This is a genomic window from Phyllobacterium sp. YR531, assembly GCF_000282595.1.
In the GTDB taxonomy this organism is placed as follows: domain Bacteria; phylum Pseudomonadota; class Alphaproteobacteria; order Rhizobiales; family Rhizobiaceae; genus Phyllobacterium.
The window spans coordinates 1-3156 of the sequence record NZ_AKIZ01000026.1 but is presented as its reverse complement, the minus strand read 5'-3'; the positions used below and the strand labels follow the sequence as shown (position 1 = coordinate 3156).

Annotated in this window: 3 protein-coding genes; 2 read left to right on the top strand and 1 reads right to left on the bottom strand. The window is 49.0% G+C overall.

Going from position 1 to position 3156, the window contains the following annotated elements; genetic code table 11:
- Positions 1-102: 102 nt before the first annotated feature.
- The gene (locus tag PMI41_RS17145) at positions 103-1536 is read right to left on the bottom strand and encodes an aldehyde dehydrogenase family protein (protein ID WP_040855649.1); all 1434 of its coding nucleotides are present in this window, start codon (positions 1534-1536) and stop codon (positions 103-105) included.
- A gap of 198 nt (positions 1537-1734) precedes the next feature.
- Between PMI41_RS17145 and PMI41_RS17140 the strand changes: the two genes are divergently transcribed.
- Complete coding sequence (locus PMI41_RS17140) at positions 1735-2502, top strand: SDR family oxidoreductase (protein WP_008126921.1); 768 nt, start codon at positions 1735-1737, stop codon at positions 2500-2502.
- Positions 2499-2999 carry a gluconokinase gene (locus PMI41_RS17135; protein WP_008126920.1) on the top strand — a complete coding sequence of 167 codons (501 nt, stop codon included), beginning with the start codon at positions 2499-2501 and terminating at the stop codon, positions 2997-2999. The genes PMI41_RS17140 and PMI41_RS17135 overlap by 4 nt, the downstream gene beginning before the upstream one ends.
- Positions 3000-3156: the final 157 nt, after the last annotated feature.

The window sequence follows — 3156 nt, the reverse complement described above, 5'->3', positions numbered from 1 at the left end:
ACACTTACCCTGGGGATAACTCCTCGTTCGACAATGTTGGAACGCAAAAAAGGCGCTGCTAATGCAACGCCTTTCAAAGTGACACAGTTTATGGATTTGGAATCACGCAAGCGTATAGGCTGTTTTGACCGTCGTATAAAACTCCGCAGCATATTTGCCTTGCTCACGCGGACCATAACTTGATCCCTTGCGACCGCCAAAAGGCACATGAAAATCGACACCAGCCGTCGGCAGATTGACCATAACCATACCGGCCTCAGCATTCCGCTTGAAGTGAGTCGCATGTTTCAAGCTTGTCGTCGCAATACCGGACGACAGGCCAAAAGGCGTATCGTTCGCGGTGTGCAGCGCCTCTTCATAATCCTTCACCCGAATCACACTGGCAACGGGACCAAAAATCTCTTCCCGTGATATACGCATCTGATTTGTCGCTTCCGTAAACAGAGCAGGTTGCAAGTAGAAGCCAGGACTATCGCGCGTTAGCCTTTCGCCACCAAAAACGAGCTTTGCACCTTCGTTTTGGCCGATTGCAATATAATCCTCGTCTTGCTTGAGCTGACTCGCATCTACAACCGGGCCAATATGTGTTCCCGCCTTAAGCGCATCATCGACGATGATGGTTTTCAGTTTTTCAGAAACAGCGGACACAAACCGATCATGAATACCTTCTGTAACAATGATTCGTGACGATGCCGTGCAACGCTGCCCGGTTGAAAAGAAAGCGCTATTCACCGCCGCATCGACAGCCACATTGAGATCGGCATCATCAAGCACCACAAAAGGATTCTTGCCACCCATCTCCAATTGAAACTTGCGCATATGTTCGATTGACGCTGCAGCCACACGCTTTCCTGTTCCCACAGAGCCAGTAAACGTGATCGCATTTACATCGGCACTATCGAGAATAGTCTGTCCGACAATTGAACCCTTCCCCATAACAAGATTGAGCACACCTTTTGGCAAGCCAGACCGATGGAGAATATCGACAATAGCCCAAGAACAACCCGGAACGAGATCTGCCGGCTTGAATACAACCGTGTTCCCGTAGGCCAAAGCCGGCGCTATTTTCCATGCAGGGATGGCAATCGGAAAGTTCCAAGGAGTAATGATACCGACAACACCGATTGGCTCACGTGTAATCTCGACACCGATATTTGGACGAGCACTCGGCAGAACCTCACCCGCAAGCCGCAAAACTTCTCCAGCAAAAAAATCAAATATCTGAGCTGCCCGCAGGGTTTCTCCGATTCCTTCGGCCAAAGTCTTGCCTTCCTCCCGGGAGAGCAGGCGGCCGAGCTCATCCTTGCGCGCAGTGATTTCATCCGCAGTTTTTCGCAGAATTGCGTGCCGCTCAACAATCCCAGAACGAGACCAAGTTGGGAAAGCGGCTTTGGCTGCCCCAATGGCCCTTAATGTGTCATCAGTCGTTGCCCGTGCATATTCTCCCACCACATCATTCGTGTTTGATGGGTTAATATTGGCAATGGCGTCGCCACCGGCCCATTCGCCGTCGATCAGATTCTGATGCAGTGTCATGATTGGTTCTTTCATTCTGTTCTGCCCAACCAATACCATAGGGAAGGCATGTTTCAACGTTAAAACCGGGACAATTTGCTTTATCTATGAACCGACGCTTCACCAGATGATAGCAACCATATAAAACGACTGCTAATTATGTACTCAGATTTGTCAGCAACAATGCACTCGCGAAAACTCTCCAAGGAAATATTGGCAATGTCCCACACTCTATTCAATCTCGAAGGACGTCTTGCGCTCGTCACCGGGTCCAGTCAGGGCATTGGCTTTGCCTTGGCAAAGGGGCTGGCAATGCATGGCGCAACAGTGATCATCAACGGTCGAAATAAGGAAAAAGTATCGGGAGCGGTTGCTGAACTCAAAAACTCGGGACATCAGGTATATGCTTCAGATTTCGACGTAACTGACATCAAAGCCGTTCAAACAGGTATTGATGCGATCGAAGCTGAAATTGGTGCTCTGGATATCCTCATCAACAATGCCGGCATGCAATTTCGAGCGCCTTTAGAAGATTTTCCCGAAGATAAATGGCAATTGCTGTTGCAAACAAACATCTCAAGCGTCTTCTATACCGGTCAAAGCGCAGCAAAACATATGATTAAACGCGGACGTGGAAAGATCATCAATATTGCTTCGGTTCAGAGTGAACTCGCGCGCCCTTCAATTGCTCCCTATACTGCAACCAAAGGCGCTGTTCGCAATCTTACTCGAGGCATGTGTACCGACTGGGCAAAATACGGGTTGCAAATCAACGCAATTGCACCGGGTTATTTCAAGACACCTTTGAATCAGGCGTTAATCGATAATCCGGAATTCTCTTCTTGGCTCGAGAAACGTACACCTGCCGGGCGTTGGGGAAATGTGGACGAATTGGTCGGCGCAGCGATATTTCTGGCAAGCGATGCTTCATCCTTTGTTAATGGGCAGGTCATTCACATCGACGGCGGAATCACGGCTTCAGTATGATGCGTATTATTGTTATGGGCGTTAGCGGCTCAGGTAAAACATCGGTGGGCATGGCAATTGCAGAATCATTGAAATTACCTTTTCTGGAAGGCGATACGCTTCATCCACAAGGTAATATTGACAAAATGGCCTCTGGAATTCCATTAACTGATGATGACCGTTGGCCTTGGCTTGATGCGATAGGCACAGAACTAGCCAAAGCGCAGAGCGGTCTTGTGGTATCTTGCTCCGCTTTGAAAATAAACTACCGCGACCGTTTGCGCGATAAAGCTGGCGGCCCGCTGGCATTTATTTTCCTTGATGGGAGTATTGAAGTCCTAAGAGGCCATATGAGCCAACGCACTGGTCATTTCATGCCGCTTTCAATGCTGGATAGTCAGATTGCCACATTGGAGGTCCCCAACGATGAAGCTTTGGTTTATCGTCAGGATGTTGTTAACAGCGTAGATGACATTGTAAAAGCCAGTGTGAACTGGTTACGGGAAGAGCTCAGCTAGCCCTGGCTTTGTTAGTGTTAATGGATGACAACAGCGGTGCTGTGGCTTTATTTGCATCAATTGTTTTAGGGATGGGATTTTGCCGTCGTTCGGCGCTTCCGTCTGTGGTGTGCTTGTGGCGATGCGCTGGCCTTGCCAGGAAAGCGAAGCTTTTCGC